This is a genomic window from Streptomyces tibetensis (assembly GCF_040647715.1).
GTDB classification, from domain to species: domain Bacteria; phylum Actinomycetota; class Actinomycetes; order Streptomycetales; family Streptomycetaceae; genus Streptomyces; species Streptomyces tibetensis_A.
In genome coordinates this window covers 21,558-39,950 of record NZ_JBEZCR010000005.1, presented here as the reverse complement: position 1 = coordinate 39,950, position 18,393 = coordinate 21,558, and the positions used below count along the sequence as shown (strand labels likewise).

Genomic DNA, 18,393 nt, shown 5'->3' with positions numbered 1-18,393 from the left:
GCACCCTTCCGCGGGGTGTCCGCGGCCTACCGTCGGTTCATGCGAGACGATCCACGCGATCCGCGGCTCCCCACGTCCCCCGGCTTCTGGCGCAGCCCCCTGCGAGGCCCCTGGTTCACCTCGGTACTGGGCCTGGTCCTCCTGGCCGGCATCACCGTGCTGTTCGTGACGGGACTCCTCTCGTACGCCGCCTACAACCCGGACCTGTCGCCGGTCAACGACAAGACCCCGGACAAGGGGATCCTCGGTTTCTACCTGTTCGCCTGGCCGACGGACCCGCACTGGCTGTACCGGCTGAACCAGGGCGTCCACGTCACCCTCGGCATCACTTTGATCCCCGTCCTGCTCGCCAAGCTGTGGTCCGTCGTGCCGAGGCTGTTCGCCCTGCCGCCGGCCCGCTCGCTCGCGCACGCCCTGGAGCGGATCTCGCTGCTGCTGCTGGTCGGCGGCGGGCTCTTCGAGTTCGTGACCGGCGTCCTCAACGTCCAGCTCGACTATGTCTTCCCGGGCTCGTTCTACCCCCTGCACTTCTACGGCGCCTGGGTGTTCTTCGCCGCCTTCGTGGCCCACGCCCTGCTGAAGACGCCCACGGCGCTGCGCAACGTGCGGCGGCTGCGGGAGGAGAAGAACGACCTGGTCTCCCCGCACCCCGCCGAGCCGACCGTCTCCCGGCGGGGCGCCCTGTGGTTCGTCGGGGGCGGCTCGCTGCTGCTGTTCGTCACGACCGTGGGGCAGAACTTCGGCGGCCCGCTGCGGCGCACCGCCCTCCTCGCCCCGCACGGCGGTGGCGAACCCGGCAGCGGCCCGAACGGCTTCCAGATCAACAAGACCGCCGCGTACGCCGGGATCGACCCGGCCGAAGGGGCCGCGGACGCCTGGCGGCTGGTCGTGACGGGACGTACCGGAACGGTCCGCCTCAGCCGGGCCCAGCTCGCGGAGCTCCCTCTGTACAGCTCGGCGTTGCCCATCGCCTGCGTGGAGGGCTGGTCCACGCCCGACCAGTGGTGGCTCGGCGTGCGGCTGCGCGACCTCGCGGCCCTCGTCGGGTACGAGGACGATCCGCCGGACCTGTTCGTCGAGTCCCTCCAGCGGCACGGCGCCTTCCGCAAGGCCGCGCTGCGCGCCAATCAGGTGGCCGACCCGCGTTCCCTGCTCGCCCTGTACGTCAACGGCGAGGACCTGTCCCCCGACCACGGCCACCCGGCGCGGATCATCGTGCCCGCGGCGCCCGGCGTGCTGAACACCAAATGGGTGGCCCGGATGACGTTCGGAGACCTGTGATGCGAGGACGCGCCGTCATCGGCAGCCCCCTGCAACTCCTGGTGCTCTGCTGCTCGTTCGCCCTGGCCCTCTACGCGGGCGTGCGCCTGCTGGCAGGGGACTGGTTCGGCGTGGCCCTGTGGGTCGTGGGCGTCGCGCTGCTGCACGACCTCGTGCTGCTGCCGCTGTACGCGGCGGCGGACCGGGTGGTGGTGCGGGGGCTCGACGGGGTCCGCCGCCGGGAGTGGGCGATGTACGTACGCGTACCCGCCGCCCTCTCCGGGCTGCTGCTCCTCGTGTGGTTCCCGCTGATCAGCTCCGTGGTGCAGGCGCGCTACCGGTCCGCCACCGGCCTGCCGCCGGAGGTGTTCCTCACGCGCTGGCTGCTGATCACCGCAGCTCTCTTCGGTGGCTCGGCGCTGCTGCTGGCGGCGCGGCTGCTGCGACTGCGCAGGGCCGCGAAACGCCGTCCGCCTGCCGTCCACTGACCGGCCCGCTCCCAGTCGCGCGCGTGCCGCAGCAGCGCGCGGGTGCCGAGCCGGGCCCAGGGGAACGGGGCGCCGGAGGCGGTGCGGGCATCGGTGATGTGGACGTCCAGGCGTTCGTCGACGTCCGCCGGGGCGGTCTCGGCGATCAGCAGGCCGCCGGGGCGCAGGAGTTCCGCGACCCGCCGCAGCAGGGCACGGGGGTCGCCGCCGATGCCGATGTTCCCGTCCATGAGCAGCACGGTGTCCCAGCGGCCCTCACCGGGCAGGGGCGCGAAGACGGAGCGCCGCAGCGCCCGGCCTCCGAGCCGGACGCTGTGCTCCACCGCGGCCCCGCTGACGTCGATCCCGAGGGCGGTCCGGCCCCGGGCGGCCAGTTCCGCCACGAGCCGGCCGGGCCCGCACCCCACGTCCAGCACGGCCCCTTCGCACCGGTCCAGCACGTCCCGGTCGACCGCGTCGGCCCGGGCGCACCAGCGTTCCACCTCCAGCGGCAGCAGCCAGCCGTCCGGACGCCGCAGGAACAGGGGACCGCGGCCGGCCCGCAGGGCGGCGTCATAAGGGCCGGCGTCGGCCCAGGCCGGGGCGGTGGCGGGCGGGGCGCTCATCGAGGACCGGCCGTCGATGAAGCCGGCCCGGCGGCGGGCGGCTCGGCATGCGGCCCGGTATGGGGTGGCCCGGCGGCGGGCGGTCTGGCCTGCGTGCACCGGGCGAGCCGCGCCGCGAAGTGCCCCCGTGGGGCCAGTGCGGCCACCGCGTGGGCGTCGGGAGCGGTGTCGACATCGCGCAGGGGCGGCAGGTCGCGCACCCGCAGTCCGGCCGCGACGAGCCGTCCCCGCTGTACGGCACCCGTCACCGGTGTCGACATGGGAACGCCCCGCAGCAGAGCGGGGTCCGGACACGCCAGGCCGAGGGCCCAGAAACCGCCGTCCTCGGCGGGGCCGAACCAGGCGTCGCAGCCGGTGAAGTCCACGGTGAGCAGCTCCGGGGTCACCTGCGGGGTGTCCATGCCGATGAGCAGAGCCGGTCCGGTGCAGCGCGCGAAGGCCTTCGCCAGCCGCTCGTCCAGAGGGCCGGCGCACTGGGCCACGACGTCGAAACCGGGCGGCAGCCAGGGGCCGGGGGCACCGTCGAGCACGAGAACGCGCCGGGTGGCGGGTGCGGCGGCCACGGCGTGCAGGGTGTCCGCGAGGGCCGCTTCGGCCAGTGCGGCCGCCTGCTGCGGTGTGAACGGCGGCGTGAGCCGGGTCTTCACCCGGCCCGGCCGCGGCTCCTTGGCGATGACGAGGAGCGTGGTCAACGGACGGTTCCCCCTTCGTGCTCGGAGGCGCCTTGGGCAGAGGTGCCGTGCGCCGGGGCTTCGTGGGCAGGCGTGTCGCGCGCAGGGGTGCCGTGCGCCGGGGGTTCGTGTGCCGGGGCCTCGTGCACCGGGGGTTCGGCCAGCACGCGGCTCATGTCCCGTACGGCCTGCCACGTACCGCGCCACGTACCGGTCACCTTCGAGGCGCCCGTGCGCGGCAGATACGGCACGTCGTGCTCCTCGATCCGCCACCCCGCGTCGGCCGCGCGGACCACCATCTGCAGCGGATAGCCGCTGCGCCGGTCGGTGAGGCCGAGGGCGAGCAACGGCTCACGGCGGGCGGCGCGCAGGGGACCGAGGTCGCGCAGGCGCAGCCCGGTGCGCCGGCGCAGCATCCGCGCCAGCGCGAGATTGCCGGCCCGGGCGTGCGGCGGCCACGCGCCCCGCCCCTGCGCACGCCGCCGCCCGAGCACCAGGTCGGCCCGTCCGTCGCGCACGGCGCGTACGAAGGGGACCAGGAGGGCGGGGTCGAGGGAGGCGTCACAGTCGCAGAAGCACACCACCTCGGCGGTGGCGGCCGTCAGCCCGGCGTGGCAGGCCGCGCCGAAGCCCCGCCGCGGCTCGTGCAGCACGGTCGCGCCCCGCGCTCGGGCGACATCGGCCGAGCCGTCCGTGGAACCGTTGTCGACGACGAGTGCGCGCCAGCCCGGCGGAATCCGTTCGAGCACCCAGGGAAGGGCCTCGGCCTCGTTGAGGCAGGGCAGCACCACGTCGACGTCCGAAGGTGTCGTCGTCACGGTCTCACCCTACGAACGCGAATCGGGCATACCGGACCATCGGTCCTTACGAAACGCGGACGTCGGCGGCCCGGGCGGCTCTCGTGCCCCCGCCGACGGTGGTGCGGTGCCAGGCTGGAGACATGCAACAACAGCCGTACGAGCCCCTCCGGACCGACGGCGGGCCCCCCAGGATCCTGGTCGTGGACGACGATCCGACCGTCGCCGAGGTCGTCGCCGGGTACCTGGACCGCGCCGGTTACAGCGTCGACCGCGCCGACGACGGCCCGGCCGCCCTCACCCGCGCCGCCGCGCACCGCCCCGACCTGGTGGTGCTCGACCTGATGCTGCCCGGCATGGACGGCCTGGAGGTGTGCCGACGGATCCGCGGACAGGGGCCCGTGCCCGTCATCATGCTCACCGCCCGCGGCGACGAGGACGACCGCATCCTGGGCCTCGAGGTCGGCGCCGACGACTACGTCACCAAGCCCTTCAGCCCCCGCGAACTCGTCCTGCGCGTCGAGTCGGTGCTGCGCCGCAGCCGCCCCGCCGCCACGGGGGGCCGGCTGGGAGCGGCCGGCCTGACCGTGGAGCCGGCGGCCCGCCGGGCCACCAAGAACGGCACCGAACTCGCCCTCACCCTGCGCGAGTTCGACCTGCTCTCCTTCTTTCTGCGGCACCCGGGGCGGGCGTTCGGCCGCGAGGACCTGATGCGCGAGGTCTGGGGATGGGACTTCGGTGACCTGTCGACCGTCACGGTCCACGTCCGCCGCCTGCGCGGCAAGGTCGAGGACGACCCGGCCCGGCCCCGCCTGATCCAGACCGTCTGGGGTGTGGGCTACCGCTTCGAACCCGGTTCACCCGGTTCACCCGGTTCACCCGGTGAACCCGGTGCCGCCGGTGTGCTCGGCGACGGGGGCGACCGACCGTGAGCGACACGTTTCTGATCGCCCTGTACGCCTTCGCCGGTGCCGCCGCGACGGGGCTGGCCGGAGCGGGCGTGCTGCGCCTGATCCGCCGCCGTTCGCTGACCGTCTCCCTCGCCGTGGTGGCGGCGGTCGGGGTCGTCGCGATGCTCGCCGGCACGCTCGCCGTGGCCTGGGCGATGTTCCTGTCGGCGCACGACCTGACCGTCGTCACCACGGTCGTCGCCATGGCGGCCGTCGTCTCGCTGGCCACCGCCCTCCTGCTGGGCCGCTGGGTCGTCGCCCGCAGCCGTGAACTCGCCCTGGCCGCGCGTTCCTTCGGGGACGGCGGGGACTTCGCCGCACCCGACGGGCCGGCCACCGCCGAACTCGCCGCGCTGAGCCGGGAGCTGGCGGCCACCAGCGCCAGGCTGGCCGAGTCCCGGGAGCGGGAACGCGCCCTGGAGGCGTCCCGTCGTGAACTCGTCGCCTGGATCTCGCACGACCTGCGCACTCCGCTGGCCGGTCTGCGCGCCATGTCGGAGGCCCTCGAGGACGGCGTCGCCGCGGACCCGAACCGCTATCTCCGGCAGATGCGCACGGAGGTCGAGCGCCTCAACGACATGGTCGGCGACCTCTTCGAGCTCTCCCGCATCCACGCCGGGACCCTGGCGCTGACGCCCACCCGGATCTCCCTGTACGACCTCGTCGGCGACGCCCTCGCCGGTGTCGACCCGCTCGCCCGCGAGTACGGGGTGCGGCTGGTGGGCGGCCGTATCGAGCCGGTGCCGGTCGAGGTGGACGGCAGGGAGATGAGCCGGGTGCTGGGAAACCTGCTGGTCAACGCCATTCGCCGGACACCGGCAGACGGCACGGTCGCCATCGCCGCCGAGCGTTCGCCCGAGGGCGTCGTCCTGTCCGTGACGGACGCCTGCGGCGGTATCCCCGAGGAGGACCTGCCGCGCGTCTTCGACACCGGCTGGCGCGGCACACATGCCCGGACGCCCCCCGCGGGTGCGGGCCTGGGCCTCGCCATCGTCCGCGGCATCGTGGAGGCTCACCAGGGCCGGACCGGCGTACGCAACATCCCCGGCGGGTGCCGCTTCGAGGTGGTGCTCCCGGCGGCCGCGTCCTGAGCGCCGCGCAGCCGCCGGGGTCTGTCCTGCGCGCGTGTGTCCGCGGGCCGTCGTCTCCTGTGCGTCGCTGAAGCCGCCGGGGTCTGTCCTCTGCGCGCGCGTTTGCGGGTGGTCGTGGCCTGTGCGCGGCCCAAGCCGCCGGGTCCGTTCTTCGCGTCTCCCTGACCCGGCCGAGTTCGAACCCGGCCCGGAGCCGCTCCGGCCTACCCCTCGCGCATCCCGGCCCGGGCGAACTCCCTCATGCCCTCCTCGAAGCCGACCTCGGTCTTCCATCCCAGCTCCGCCCGCAGCCGGGACGAGTCCGCGGTGATGTGCCGGACGTCCCCGAGCCGGTACTCACCCGTGACGACCGGCTCGGGCCCGCCGTGCGCGGTCGCCAGGGCCCGGGCCATCTCGCCCACGGTGTGCGGGTCGCCGCTGCCGGTGTTGTAGGCGGTGAGCGTGCCGGGCGCCGCGGCCTCCGCCTCCAGCGCCACGGCGTTCGCCGCCGCCACGTCCCGCACGTGCACGAAGTCCCTGCGCTGCCGCCCGTCCTCGAAGACCCGGGGGGCCTCGCCCCGCGCGAGCGCGGAGCGGAAGAACGAAGCGACACCGGCGTAGGGGGTGTCCCGGGGCATACCCGGCCCGTACACGTTGTGGTAGCGCAGCGACACCGCGGACCCGCCGGTGCAGCGCGCCCAGGCGGCGGCCAGATGCTCCTGGGCGAGTTTGGTCGTCGCGTACACGTTCCGCGGATCGGCCGGGGCGTCCTCGCGGACCAGCCCGGGGGAGAGGTCCTGCCCGCACTCGGGGCAGGCGGGCTCGAACCGGCCCGCGTCGAGAGCGGCGACGGCCCGCGGCCCGGGCCTGACCACCCCGTGCCGCGCGCACACGTACCGCCCCTCCCCGTAGACGACCATCGACCCGGCGAGCACGAGGGCGCGTACTCCCGTCTCCGCCATGGCCGCGAGCAGCACGGCCGTCCCCAGGTCGTTGTGCGAGACGTAGTCCGCCGCGTCGGCGACCCCGTCGCCGAGCCCGACCTTCGCGGCCTGGTGGCACACGGCGTCCACCCCGGCCAGGGCACGGCACACCGCCTCGGGGTCCCGCACGTCCGCCGCGGGAGCCTCTCGTACGTCGAACACGATCGCCTCGTGCCCCCGCTCCCGCAGGGCGGCGACCACGTGGGAGCCGATGAAACCGGCACCGCCGGTGACCAGTACGCGCATACGGGCACGCTAGGCGCTCACCCCCGCAGTCTCGCGGGAGCACGGCCGTCCGTCATGACTCCGTAAGACGTGTGCGGGTGCGCCGAACCCCGGCAAAACGGACTCCGTGCGAGACCCTGCTCCCATGACAGCACCCTCCGCATCCGATGCGGTCCACCGCTTCGACGACCTGACCGCCCTCTACATCAACTGCACCCTCAAGCCGTCCCCGCAGCGCAGCCACACCCAGGGGCTGATCGACAAGAGCCGGTCGATCATGGACGGCGCGGGGGTGACCACGGAGCTGATCCGTGCCGTCGACCACGACATCGCACCCGGCGTCTACCCGGACATGACCGAACACGGCTTCGCCTCGGACGTCTGGCCGGCGCTGTACGAGAAGATCATGGCGGCGGACATCCTGGTCCTGGCCGGGCCGATCTGGCTGGGTGACAACAGCTCCGTCACCAAACAGGTCATCGAGCGCCTCTACGCCTGCTCCTCGCTGCTCAACCCCCAAGGCCAGTACGCCTACTACGGCCGGGTCGGGGGCTGTCTCATCACCGGCAACGAGGACGGCATCAAGCACTGCGCGATGAACGTCCTCTACAGCCTCCAGCACCTCGGCTACACGATCCCGCCGCAGGCTGACGCCGGCTGGATCGGCGCGGCCGGCCCCGGGCCGTCGTACCTGGACCCGGACTCGGGCGGCCCCGAGAACGACTTCACCAACCGCAACACCAGCTTCATGACCTGGAACCTGATGCACATCGGGGCCCTGCTCAAGCGCGCCGGAGGAGTCCCCGCCCACGGCAACCAGCGCTCGCAGTGGGACGCCGGCTGCCGCCCGGGCGCGGACAACCCCGAGCACCGCTGACCGCGGGGCCGGCCCGGATGGGCCAGTTCTCACGCGATGGTGACGCGCAACCGGAACCGGTGGTCGCTCTCCGTCCCAGCGGTCACGGTGGTCACACCTGACACAGGTAGGGAGTCCCGCAGGCCGAGAGGAGCCCCCACGGCCGCTCCTCAGGCCGCCTCAGGACGCACGGGACGGGAACTCGGTCTCCTTCGCCGTGATGATCCGGGCGCCCATGTTGCGCTCCATCATCTCCAGGGCCGCGGAGGCCAGGTGGGGATGGATGGAGGCGACGGCGTCCCTCGGCACCGTCACCTCCAGGTGACGGATGTGCGCGTCCAGCGCGGAGTACAGGACGCACTGCTCGGTGACCTGGCCGGTCAGCACCACGTGTCCGACGTCCAGGCTCCACAGCAGGTAGGACAGCGGCGTCTCGAAGAAGACCGAGTGGCGGGCCTTCATGACGAACAGCGACCGGTCGTCGGGCCGGATGGGCTCGATCAGGTGGGCGTTCGGCTGGGACAGGGCCGCGTCCAGCAGCTCCCCGTGGTGCGAACGCCACCGGCCGAAGTTGTCGTTCACGTAGATCACGGGAACGTCCGCCTCGCGGGCCCGGCCGAGCAGCTCCGTCAGGACGGGCACGACCGGCTCGACGGACGGCACGAGGAGCTCGGCGTCCTCGTGGTCGTAGGTGCTGATCATGTCGATCACGATCAGAGCAGACCGCGTCGGGTCCGCGCCTCGTTCCATGCCCTCCACCGTCCGTCCGGTGCTGTCACTCATGGGATCCGGCGAGTTCTGGTCGGGGTGGTCGAAGCATCGGATCTCCCGGGTGGAGCTGTGGTGCGGGTTCAGGGAACGCACTTCTGAGTACCCGGGGGCGCGGCGGGCGTAACGACCCGCCCGGGCCTCATCGGTCCGGGCTACGAGGACGGGAGCCCGGTCGGCCGGGCCCGTCGGGTTGCGGCCAGAACCTGTCCGCAAGGCCCGCTACCGTGCCTCACATGACGAACACCCAGCGGAGCGTCGCCGGCACGGCACCCCTGCTCGACGCGCGGGCCCTCAACCGCGCGACCCTCGACCGGCAGTTGCTCCTGCGCCCCGCCCGGCTCTCCGTCGCGGCGGCCGTCGAGCACCTGCTCGGGCTCCAGGCGCAGAACGTCAAACCGCCGTACTACGCGCTCGCCGCCCGGCTCGACGGGTTCACCCCCGAGGCGTTGTCCCGGCTGATGGCCGACCGCGAGGTCGTCCGGATCGTCACGATGCGCTCCACGATCCACACCCACACCGCGGACGACTGCCTCACCCTGCGGCCGCTGGTGCAGCCCGCCCGCGACCGGGAGCTCGTCGCCTTCCGCAAAGGACTGGCCGGGGTCGACCTGGACCGGCTGGCCGGGCTCGCCCGCGACCTCGTCGAGACCGAGCCCCGCACCATGGGGCAATTGCGCGAGGCCCTGCTCAAGGAGTGGCCCGACGCCGATCCGCAGGCTCTGGCCGTCGCCGCGCGCTGCCGCCTCCCGCTGGTGCAGGTGACGCCGCGCGGTCTGTGGGGGCGCAGCGGCCAGGTCAGTCTCACCACCGCGGAGCACTGGCTCGGCCGGTCCGCGCAGCCGGCCCCGACGCCCGACGCGGTCGTCCTGCGCTACCTCGCCGCCTTCGGGCCGGCCTCCGTGAAGGACATGCAGGCCTGGGCCGGCATGACCCGCCTGCGCGACGCCTTCGAGCGCCTCCGCCCGCAGCTCCTGACCTTCCGGGACGAAGCCGGCGTGGAGCTCTTCGACCTCCCGGACGCCCCCCGCCCCGGCCCGGAGACCCCGGCACCGCCGCGGTTCCTCCCCGAGTTCGACAACCTGCTGCTCTCGCACGCCGACCGCGGCCGCGTGATCCCGCCGGAGCACCGGGGCCGCTCGTGGAAGGGCAACATGGCCTTCCGCACGCTCCTCGTCGACGGCTTCCTCGCGGGGCTGTGGCGGCTCACCGAGGACGCCCTCGTGATCGAGCCCTTCGACCGGCTCACCCGGAGCCGGCGGGACGACGTCACCGCCGAGGGGGAGCGGATGCTGCGCGTCATGCACCCGGGGTCGTCGTACGACATCCGGTTCGGCTCGTACGGACCTAGCGCCGCGCACCGACTCGCGTCGCGGCATGGATAGGGGGCGTTGCGGGCCGCTCGTGGAGGCCCGCAACGCCCCCCGGTCAATCACCTGAGGGATACTCAGGAGCTAGTGGTCGATCACGAGTTGACCTGCGTCGTGACCAGGTTGGAGAAGGTGGTCAGCCGGGTGTAGACACCCGGGTAACCGGCCTGGGCGCAGCCTTCGCCCCAGGAAGTGATGCCTGCCAGGACGCCCCCGATGAGCAGGGGGCCGCCGCTGTCGCCCTGGCAGGTGTCCACGCCGCCGGAGGTGTATCCGGCGCACACCATGTCGCTCTGCACGAAGTCGGAGCCGTAGGAGCTGCCACAACTGGAGTCGGACACGGTCGGCACGGTCGCGGTGCGCAGCTGGTTGGAGCTGCTGCCGTTCGAGGAGGTGGTGCCCCAGCCGAGGATGCGGGCGGTGGTGCCGGCCGCGTACACCGAGGTCTGGGAGGCGGAGACGTACTTCGCCGTGGTGTACGGCATCGACGTCGACAGCGTCAGCACGGCGACGTCGTCGCCGTTGGTGGCGTCCGTGTAGCTCGGGTGGATCCATATCTTGCTGACTCTGCTGACCGTGCCGTTGGTGCCGTTGAGGTAGGTCCGGCCACCGACGACGCGCACACTGCTCGTGGTCTCGCCCACCATGCAGTGCGCGGCGGTGACCACCTTCGTGGGCGAGACCAGCGTGCCGCCGCAGAACTGGTTCTGCGAGGCGTCCGTGATCTGCATGACGAACGGGTACGCGGACGTCGTGGTCGTGGTACCGCCGACGATCGGCTGGGGCGCGGCGACGGCCGTGGGGGCGGCGAGCAGCGCGGTCGTGGCGGCGGCGGCGGTCGCCGCGACGACGGCGGCGGCCTTCTTGGCAGCGTTGAGCCCGAACATGGGTCTCCTTGGGGAGTTGCCGGTGGGGGGTCGCGCGGGTGGAGAGGACGGGGACCCTGACACCTTTGTTCGGATCTCCGTGTGCCCGGCGAGCGGCACGCCCCAAAGCTAGAGCCAGGACGAGGGGGCTCCCAATGAGGGAACCCCCTAAGGGAGTTGGGCAGGGATAACCCTCGGTCCGGCGCCGTAAACCCAGGTGGGGTCAGGTCGTTCGGCGGCCTGCCGCCAGCCGGACGATGTCCACCCGGGAGCGGATGCCGAGCTTGCGGTAGACCCGGGTGAGGGTCGCCTCGACGGTCTTGACGCTGATGAACAGGCGTGCCGCGATCTCCCGGTTGGTCGCACCCTCCATCACCAGCGAGGCGACCTGACGCTCCATCGCGGCGAGCCCCTCCAGCGCGTCCAGGGCCACGGGCGGTGCGGCGGCGGCCGGTTCCACCGCCGTGGGGCCCGCCGTGGCGGCGGCGTCGACCTGCCGCAGCCAGGGCAGCGCGCGGCAGCGCCGGAACAGCCGCGCCGCCTCGTCGTACGACACCGGTCCCGGCAGGGGCCTGGCGCCCGGGCGGGGTGAGGCGGCGGCCTGAGCGCGCAGGCGGGCCAGCGCGAAGGCGGCCCGGGCCTCCTCCAGGCCGTACCCGAGCCGGCCGAGCCGGTCCTGCACGGACGTCAACCGGACGACGGCGGCCTCGTGTTCGCCGCGTGCCGCCCGCACCAGTGCCTCGGCCCGGTCCAGGACGGCCAGCACGCTCTGCCGGCCCAGCCGCAGCGCGTGCGCCCGGGTCGTGTCGATGACGTCCTGGGCCTCGCCCGGTTCCCCGATGCGGACCAGGGCCTCGGCGAGGTCACCGTGCCAGCGCCCGCGCCCGGGGTCGTTGATGCCGAGGCCCTGCTCCAGCTCCCGCACCCGGCGCAGCGAACGGACGGTGGCGGCCGGGTCACCGGCCACCAACTGGGCGTAGCCCAGCGCCGCCAGGGCCCGGGACAGGTACATCTGGTCGCCGTCGACCTCGGCGTGGTCCGCCGCCTCCCGGGCGAGCGCCAGGGCCCGCTCGACGTCCCCGGCGGAGGCCTCCGCGAGGGAGGCCAGCATGGCTGAGGCGCCCTCGCCGATCCCGGAGTCCCGGGCGAGCCGCAGGCTCTCGCGAGCCAGGTCCAGGGCCCGGCCGCAGTGCCCCGAGCGCAGTTCCGTGTCGGCGAGGAAGCGCAGGAAGTGCACCTCGCTCTCGACCATGCCGCGCCGGCGGACCTCCCGCAGCAGCGCGGTGATGGTCGCCCGCGCCTCGGGCAGCTGGTCGCTCATGATCAGCCAGCGGAAGCGGGCCGACCCGGCGCCGTTGTGGTGGCAGGCCACGTACGGGTCCTGGGGCTCCTTCAGGGCCCGTTTGACGGTCATGGGGGCGTCCGGGTGGCCCATCAGGGTCTCGGTCGAGGCCTGGAAGGACAGGGCCATCAGCTCGGTGCGCCGGTCCCCGCCCCGGGCCGCCAGCTCCGCCGCGTGCGCCGCCTCCTGGCGGGCCTCGGCGAAGTCGCCCTCGACGACCAGGCCGCGCCAGGCCAGCTGGTAGTGGACCTGGGAGAGGAGGCACGGGTCGTCGCCCGCGTCGGCCAGGACTTGGGGGAAGACGGCGTCGACCTCGCCGAGGGCCTGCCCGGCCGCCTCGATGACCACCATCCAGGCCCGGACCCGCTCGGCGGGCACGGTGGCACGCGTCAGTACGTCGCGTGCGATGTCCCGGGCGAGATCGGCCTCGCCTGCGGTGATCGCGTCCTCCGCGGCCAGCAGACGCCGCTCGTCGGGGCCGGGGGTGCTGTCCGCCGGGGTGTGCCGGGCGGCCAGCAGTCCGAGCGAGGCGGCCACGGAGGGCGCCCCGCGGTCCCGGGCCAGCGCACCGGCCTCGGCGAGCCGGGCCGCGACCTCCGGGTCGGTGCCGGTGGTCGCCAGGGCGAGGTGCCGGGCCCGCTCGATCGGGTCGGAGGCCGCCGTGGACAGCGCGGCGTGCGCGGCCCGCCGTTCCTGTGCCGGGGCCTCCGCGTAGAGCGCGGCCGAGATCAGCGGATGCGCGAACCGCAGGGCCGGTGCCTCGGAGTCCGTGGCCAGCAGCCCCAGCGCGGCTGCCTGGGCCGTCTCGGCCTCGGCGTGCTCCCGCCCGGCCGCGTGCAGCAACGCCAGGGTGGGACGGGCACCGGCGCTGGCCACCAGGAGGGTGCGGCGCGCCTCGTCGGACAGCATCTCCAGCCGGCTCAGCACCAGGGCCCGCAGCGAGGTGGGCACCGGCAGCGGCTCGCCCGGGCGCGGCCGGGCCGGGCTCTCGGCCAGGGCCCGGCCCAGTTCCAGCGCGAAGAGCGGGTTGCCGCCGCTGGTGCGGTGGATGTCGCGGATCGTGGAGCGGGACAGGGGCGAGTAGCCGCGATGGTCGAGCAGCGCCGAGACCTGCGTGCGGGTCAGCGGGCCCAGCCGGACAGCGAGCGTGTCGGGCGGGGACGCGGGCAGGTGCCGGTCGTACTCCTGGCCCTCGGTGCGCACCGCGCACAGCATCTGCACGGGCGTGTCACCCAGCCGGCGGGCCGCGAAACCCAGCAGCTCCGCACTGGCGGCGTCCAGCCACTGCAGGTCGTCGGCGACCACCAGTACCGGTCCCTTCGCGGCGAGGACCCGCAGCGCCGACAGCACCGCCAGGCGCAGCGCGAGCCCGTCCCGCTGGAGCGTGGACTCGCCCCGGCCGGTCAGCGCCGACTCCAGGGCGGTGCGCTGGGCGCCGGGCAGCGCACCGGACACGTCGTCCAGGACCAGACCGAACAGGTCGGCCAGCGCAAGGAAGGGAAGGTGGGATTCGGACTCGGTCGCCGAGCACCGCAACACCGTCCGGTCCGCACCGACGTAATCCGAGGCCAGCGCCCGCAGCACCGTCGACTTTCCAATTCCGGCGGGGCCGTGGAGCAGCACACTGCCCCCGCGGCCGAGCTGCTCGCGCGCCGCGGTGAACAGATCCTCCCGGCCGATGACCAGGTCGGGGCGGCTCCTGGGAGGCTCCTGGAAGTCCCGTCGTACGGTCACCGCTCCCCTCCCTGTGTCGTGTCCTGGCCAATATTAGGCAACGGTTCTTTGAATTTCGGAGGGACGACCTCGTGAGGGAAATAACAACACGTGAAGGCGTGAGAATTCTCCGGACTCCTGAATGCCCCGGAAGACGGGCTCGGCGCCCTGTCGGGAGCCCCTCGGCGAAGCGCTCGTACCGGCATCACGGAAAACACCACAAACCTACGGCAACCACCCCGCCCGTCGCGCGGCGACCACGGCCTCGCCGCGAGTACGGGCCCGCAGCTTCCGCATGGCCGACCGCAGATACCCCTTGACGGTCTCCGGCGTCACGCCCAGCCGCTCCGCGGCGACCGCGTTCGTCGCCCCCGCCGCCACGCACGCCAGCACGTCCACCTCGCGCGGTGCGAGCCCGACCCGCGCCGGCCCGGCGGACTCGGCCGTCAGCAGCGCACAGACCTCGTGCACCTCTGCACGCAGCTGAGGGTCCGCGATCCGCGGGGCCAGGGCCCGCAGGGCCGCGTGCGCCTCCCGCACCCGTTCCCACCCCGGGCCCGCTCCGGCCCCGGCGGCGAGCGTGCGGACCTCGTCCCGGACGACCAGGGCCCGCTCCAGGTCCCGTGCCGCCTCCAGCGCCGCGTCCAGCATCCGTCCGCCCAGCGGCAGGGACGTGCGCAGCGCCCCGTACAGCACCCCACGCACCCGGTGCCGCACCACCACCGGTACGGCCAGCACCGAGCGCAGCCCCTCAGCGGCCACCGGGGCGTCGTACTCGTGGCTGATCTGCCGCGACGCCGAGTAGTCCGTCACCACGCACGGCCGGGCCAGCGCCACCGTCTTGCCGCCGAGACCGGTACCGGACGTCACCACCAGCGAGCGCAGGGCGTGCGTCGCCGTGCCGCTCAGTTCGCTGATGCGCATCTGCTGCCCGGCCTCCAGCAGGCCGCCGAAGGCCACGGGAAGGCCGGTGCCCCGCCGCAGTCGCAGCAGCGCGTTGCGTATCTCGACCGCGTCGGACGCGTCCGTCGTCACCTGATCCGCCCCTTCGTCACGGCACCTGTGCGGGCGCACCCCCCGTTCGGGGGTAGTGAGACCTGCATCACGGATTACACGATGGCTCAGAGCCGCCCGGCAATGGTCCGGCACCCAGGAGGACAGATGACATCGGCGACGGAGCTGTTCCGCGACGCGCGGGATTTCCTGCTCGAACACCGCGAGGACTACCCGACCGCCTACGCGGGCTTCCGCTGGCCCCGCCCCGAGTACTTCAACTGGGCGCTGGACTGGTTCGACGTGATCGCCGACGGCAACGACCGCACCGCCCTGCACCTCGTCGAGGAGGACGGCCGCGAGACCCGGCTGTCCTTCGGGGAGATGTCGCAGCGGTCGGACCGGTTCGCCACCTGGCTGCGCGAGCGGGGCGTGCGCGCCGAGGACCGGATCCTCGTCATGCTCGGCAACCAGGCCGAACTGTGGATCACCGCCCTCGCCGCGATGAAACTGCGCGCGGTGGTCATCCCGGCCACCCCGCTGCTCGGCCCCGCCGACCTGCGCGACCGCGTCGAACGCGGCCGGGTCCGGCACGTCATCGCGCGCCCCGAGGACACCGCGAAGTTCGCCGAGGTCCCCGGCGACTACACGCGCATCGCCGCGGGCGCCGCCGACGCGGTGCCGCAGGGCTGGCTGCCGCTGGACGACGCCCACGGCGCCTCGGCCGCCTTCACCCCGGACGGCCCGACCCGGGCCGACGACCCGCTGATGCTGTACTTCACCTCCGGCACCACCGCCCGGCCCAAGCTCGTCGAGCACACCCACACGTCGTACCCGATCGGCCATCTGTCGACCATGTACTGGATCGGCCTGCAACCCGGCGACGTGCATCTGAACATCTCCTCACCCGGCTGGGCCAAGCACGCCTGGTCCAATCTCTTCGCCCCGTGGAACGCCGAGGCGACGGTCTTCCTGCACAACTACACGCGTTTCGACGCCGTCCGTCTCATGACCGAGATGGACCGGGCGGGCGTCACCACCTTCTGCGCCCCGCCGACCGTGTGGCGCATGCTCATCCAGGCCGACCTGACGCAGCTGCGCACCCCGCCCCGCGAGGTCGTCGCGGCCGGTGAGCCGCTGAACCCGGAGGTCATCGAGCAGGTCCGCCGCGCCTGGCACCTCACCATCCGGGACGGCTTCGGCCAGACCGAGACGGCCGTCCAGGTCGCCAACAGTCCCGGCCAGCCGCTCAAGACCGGCTCGATGGGCCGGCCGAGTCCCGGATACCGCGTCGAACTCCTCGACCCGGTGTCCGGCGCGCCGGGCGCGGCGGAGGGCGAGATCGCGCTCGACCTGTCGGACCGCCCCGTCGGCCTGATGACCGGCTACCACGGCGACGCGGACCGGACGGCCGAGGTGATGGCCGGTGGTTACTACCGCACGGGCGACGTCGCCTCCAGGGACGACGAGGGGTATCTGACCTACATCGGCCGGAGCGACGACGTCTTCAAGGCCTCCGACTACAAGATCAGCCCGTTCGAGCTGGAGAGCGCGCTGCTGGAGCACGAGGCGGTGGCCGAGGCGGCGGTCGTCCCCGCGCCGGACGAGCTGCGGCTGGCCGTCCCCAAGGCGTACGTCGTGCTCGCCGAGGGCTGGCAGCCGGGCCCCGACACCGCCAAGGTCCTGTTCGAGCACTCCCGCGAGGTGCTGGCCCCCTACAAGCGCATCCGCCGCCTGGAGTTCGCCGACCTGCCCAAGACCGTCTCCGGCAAGATCCGCCGGATCGAGCTGCGTGAGGCCACGGCGGCCGGTTCGGACGCCGAGTACCGCGAGGAGGACTTCCGGTGAGTTCCTACAGCCACGGCACCAGTGGGACGACGTTGCTCGGCGACACCGTCGGGGCCAACCTGGACCGCGCCGTCGCCCTGTGGCCGGACCGTGAGGCCCTGGTCGACGTGCCGTCCGGGCGGCGCTGGACGTACGCCGAGTTCGGCGCGGCGGTCGGCGAACTGGCCTCGGCCCTGCACGCCTCCGGCGTCGCCAAGGGCGACCGGGTGGGCATCTGGGCGGTCAACTGCCCCGAGTGGGTGCTCGTCCAGTACGCCACCGCCCGCATCGGCGCGATCATGGTGAACATCAACCCGGCCTACCGCACCCACGAGGTGGAGTACGTCCTGAAGCAGGCGGGCGTGTCCCTGCTGTTCGCCTCCCTGAGCCACAAGACGAGCGACTACCGGGCGATGGTCGAGCAGGTCCGCGGCGGACTGCCGGAGTTGCGTGAGGTGGTCTATTTCGGCGCCCCGGGCTGGGAGGCGCTGCTCGGCCGGGCGACGGCCGACGCGGTGTACGCGGAACTCTCCTGCGACGACCCGATCAACATCCAGTACACGTCGGGCACGACGGGCTTCCCCAAGGGAGCGACCCTCTCCCACCACAACATCCTCAACAACGGCTACTTCGTGGGGGAGTTGATCGCCTACTCCGAGCAGGACCGGATCTGCATCCCGGTGCCCTTCTACCACTGCTTCGGCATGGTGATGGGCAATCTCGCCGCCACCTCCCACGGGGCCTGCATGGTCATCCCGGCCCCCTCCTTCGACCCGAAGGCGACCCTGGAGGCGGTCCAGCGGGAGCGCTGCACCTCTCTCTACGGCGTCCCCACCATGTTCATCGCGGAGCTGAACCTCCCCGACTTCGCCTCCTACGACCTGTCCTCGCTGCGCACGGGCATCATGGCGGGCTCGCCCTGCCCGGTGGAGGTGATGAAGCGGGTGGTCGCCGAGATGCACATGGCGGAGGTCTCCATCTGCTACGGCATGACCGAGACCTCCCCGGTGTCGCTGCAGACCCGCAGGGACGACGACCTGGAACACCGCACCGGCACGGTCGGCCGTGTCCTGCCCCACATCGAGGTGAAGATCGTCGACCCGGCCACGGGCGTCACCCGGCCGCGCGGCACGGCGGGCGAGTTGTGCACCCGCGGCTACAGCGTGATGCTCGGCTACTGGAACGAGCCGGAGAAGACCGCCGAGTCCGTCGACGCCGGCCGCTGGATGCACACGGGCGACCTGGCCGTGATGCGCGAGGACGGTTACGTCGAGATCGTCGGCCGCATCAAGGACATGATCATCCGGGGCGGGGAGAACATCTACCCCCGCGAGATCGAGGAGTTCCTCTACGGCCATCCGAAGATCCAGGACGTCCAGGTCGTCGGCGTCCCGCACGAGCGCTACGGCGAGGAGGTCCTGGCCTGCGTGATCGCCCGCGACCCGGACGACCCGCCGACACTGGAGGAGCTCCGTACCTTCTGCGAGGGGCGGTTGGCGCACTACAAGGTCCCAGCCCGGGTGCGGATCCTCGACTCCTTCCCGATGACGGTGTCCGGGAAGGTGCGCAAGGTGGAGCTGCGGGAGAGGTTCGCAGGGGGCTGAGGGGC

At 73.1% G+C, this 18,393-nt stretch carries 15 protein-coding genes; 7 read left to right on the top strand and 8 right to left on the bottom strand.

Going from position 1 to position 18,393, the window contains the following annotated elements; translation table 11 throughout:
* The first annotated feature begins 39 nt into the window (after positions 1 to 39).
* A complete protein-coding gene (locus AB0B29_RS14710; RefSeq protein ID WP_362238817.1) occupies positions 40 to 1,281 on the top strand; it encodes a molybdopterin-dependent oxidoreductase in 1,242 nt (413 codons plus the stop codon).
* 313 nt (positions 1,282 to 1,594) lie between these two features.
* Here AB0B29_RS14710 and AB0B29_RS14705 read toward each other — a convergent pair whose 3' ends face one another.
* The 3 genes from AB0B29_RS14705 to AB0B29_RS14695 are packed head-to-tail and all read right to left on the bottom strand — an operon-like array spanning position 1,595 to position 3,842.
* Positions 1,595 to 2,353 (bottom strand): class I SAM-dependent methyltransferase, encoded by a 759-nt coding sequence (locus AB0B29_RS14705; RefSeq protein ID WP_362238814.1) that lies wholly within the window; start codon positions 2,351 to 2,353, stop codon positions 1,595 to 1,597.
* Positions 2,350 to 3,045, bottom strand: a complete 696-nt coding sequence (locus AB0B29_RS14700) for a TIGR04282 family arsenosugar biosynthesis glycosyltransferase (protein ID WP_362238812.1) — start codon at positions 3,043 to 3,045, stop codon at positions 2,350 to 2,352. Before AB0B29_RS14700 ends, AB0B29_RS14705 begins: the two co-directional genes overlap by 4 nt.
* On the bottom strand, positions 3,042 to 3,842 hold the full coding sequence (locus AB0B29_RS14695) for a glycosyltransferase family 2 protein (RefSeq protein WP_362238810.1): 801 nt from the start codon (positions 3,840 to 3,842) through the stop codon (positions 3,042 to 3,044). The genes AB0B29_RS14700 and AB0B29_RS14695 overlap by 4 nt, the downstream gene beginning before the upstream one ends.
* 122 nt (positions 3,843 to 3,964) lie before the next feature.
* Here AB0B29_RS14695 and AB0B29_RS14690 point away from each other — a divergent pair, with 122 nt between their 5' ends.
* Together AB0B29_RS14690 and AB0B29_RS14685 are read left to right on the top strand one after the other, a co-directional pair.
* On the top strand, positions 3,965 to 4,753 hold the full coding sequence (locus AB0B29_RS14690; RefSeq protein ID WP_362238807.1) for a response regulator transcription factor: 789 nt from the start codon (positions 3,965 to 3,967) through the stop codon (positions 4,751 to 4,753).
* The gene (locus AB0B29_RS14685; protein ID WP_362238804.1) at positions 4,750 to 5,862 is read left to right on the top strand and encodes a sensor histidine kinase; all 1,113 of its coding nucleotides are present in this window, start codon (positions 4,750 to 4,752) and stop codon (positions 5,860 to 5,862) included. The genes AB0B29_RS14690 and AB0B29_RS14685 overlap by 4 nt, the downstream gene beginning before the upstream one ends.
* 203 nt (positions 5,863 to 6,065) lie before the next feature.
* Here AB0B29_RS14685 and AB0B29_RS14680 read toward each other — a convergent pair whose 3' ends face one another.
* Positions 6,066 to 7,070, bottom strand: a complete 1,005-nt coding sequence (locus tag AB0B29_RS14680) for an NAD-dependent epimerase/dehydratase family protein (RefSeq protein ID WP_362238801.1) — start codon at positions 7,068 to 7,070, stop codon at positions 6,066 to 6,068.
* A gap of 124 nt (positions 7,071 to 7,194) precedes the next feature.
* On the opposite strand from AB0B29_RS14680, the gene AB0B29_RS14675 reads away from it, so the two are divergent.
* Complete coding sequence (locus tag AB0B29_RS14675; RefSeq protein WP_362238798.1) at positions 7,195 to 7,926, top strand: flavodoxin family protein; 732 nt, start codon at positions 7,195 to 7,197, stop codon at positions 7,924 to 7,926.
* A gap of 159 nt (positions 7,927 to 8,085) precedes the next feature.
* Here AB0B29_RS14675 and AB0B29_RS14670 read toward each other — a convergent pair whose 3' ends face one another.
* The gene (locus AB0B29_RS14670) at positions 8,086 to 8,655 is read right to left on the bottom strand and encodes an isochorismatase family cysteine hydrolase (protein ID WP_362239942.1); all 570 of its coding nucleotides are present in this window, start codon (positions 8,653 to 8,655) and stop codon (positions 8,086 to 8,088) included.
* 254 nt (positions 8,656 to 8,909) lie between these two features.
* Between AB0B29_RS14670 and AB0B29_RS14665 the strand changes: the two genes are divergently transcribed.
* Positions 8,910 to 10,058, top strand: coding sequence for a winged helix DNA-binding domain-containing protein (locus AB0B29_RS14665; protein WP_362238795.1), 1,149 nt, complete (start codon positions 8,910 to 8,912; stop codon positions 10,056 to 10,058).
* Between the two features lie 80 nt (positions 10,059 to 10,138).
* On the opposite strand, the gene AB0B29_RS14660 is transcribed toward AB0B29_RS14665, so the two are convergent.
* From AB0B29_RS14660 to AB0B29_RS14650, 3 genes are all read right to left on the bottom strand, one after another.
* Positions 10,139 to 10,930, bottom strand: a complete 792-nt coding sequence (locus tag AB0B29_RS14660) for a S1 family peptidase (protein ID WP_362238792.1) — start codon at positions 10,928 to 10,930, stop codon at positions 10,139 to 10,141.
* A 202-nt stretch (positions 10,931 to 11,132) separates the two neighbouring features.
* A complete protein-coding gene (locus AB0B29_RS14655) occupies positions 11,133 to 13,985 on the bottom strand; it encodes an ATP-binding protein (RefSeq protein WP_362238789.1) in 2,853 nt (950 codons plus the stop codon).
* Positions 13,986 to 14,189: 204 nt separating this feature from the next.
* The gene (locus AB0B29_RS14650; RefSeq protein ID WP_362238786.1) at positions 14,190 to 14,999 is read right to left on the bottom strand and encodes a helix-turn-helix transcriptional regulator; all 810 of its coding nucleotides are present in this window, start codon (positions 14,997 to 14,999) and stop codon (positions 14,190 to 14,192) included.
* Positions 15,000 to 15,125: 126 nt separating this feature from the next.
* On the opposite strand from AB0B29_RS14650, the gene AB0B29_RS14645 reads away from it, so the two are divergent.
* Both AB0B29_RS14645 and AB0B29_RS14640 read left to right on the top strand, forming a co-directional pair.
* Complete coding sequence (locus AB0B29_RS14645; protein ID WP_362238784.1) at positions 15,126 to 16,805, top strand: AMP-binding protein; 1,680 nt, start codon at positions 15,126 to 15,128, stop codon at positions 16,803 to 16,805.
* Entirely contained in the window at positions 16,802 to 18,388 is a 1,587-nt protein-coding gene (locus AB0B29_RS14640) for an AMP-binding protein (RefSeq protein WP_362238781.1), read from the top strand. The genes AB0B29_RS14645 and AB0B29_RS14640 overlap by 4 nt, the downstream gene beginning before the upstream one ends.
* Positions 18,389 to 18,393 lie beyond the last annotated feature (5 nt).